The 231-nt window shown below is 62.8% G+C and carries 1 protein-coding gene; it reads left to right on the forward strand.

Features of this window, described 5'->3' with window-relative positions:
- Window positions 1-231 (forward strand): heterodisulfide reductase-related iron-sulfur binding cluster (locus tag CUZ56_RS15635; protein WP_148113796.1); only part of this gene is annotated, 231 nt, incomplete at both ends.

The raw sequence follows: 231 nt of genomic DNA on the forward strand, positions 1-231 counted from the left end.
CTTCCCGCATCGGGTGACGTATCACCCGTCCTGCCACGGCAAGCGGCTGCTGAACCTTGGTGATCGTCCCTACGAGCTGCTGCGTCACGTCAAAGGCATGACCCTGGTCGACCTGCCGATGGCCGAGCAGTGCTGCGGGTTCGGCGGCACTTTCTGCATTAAGAACCCCGATATGAGTGCGGCAATGGCCAACGACAAGGCCCGCCACGTCCGCGAGACCGAGGCTGAGTA

This window comes from Saezia sanguinis, assembly GCF_003991585.1.
GTDB classification, from domain to species: domain Bacteria; phylum Pseudomonadota; class Gammaproteobacteria; order Burkholderiales; family Burkholderiaceae_C; genus Saezia; species Saezia sanguinis.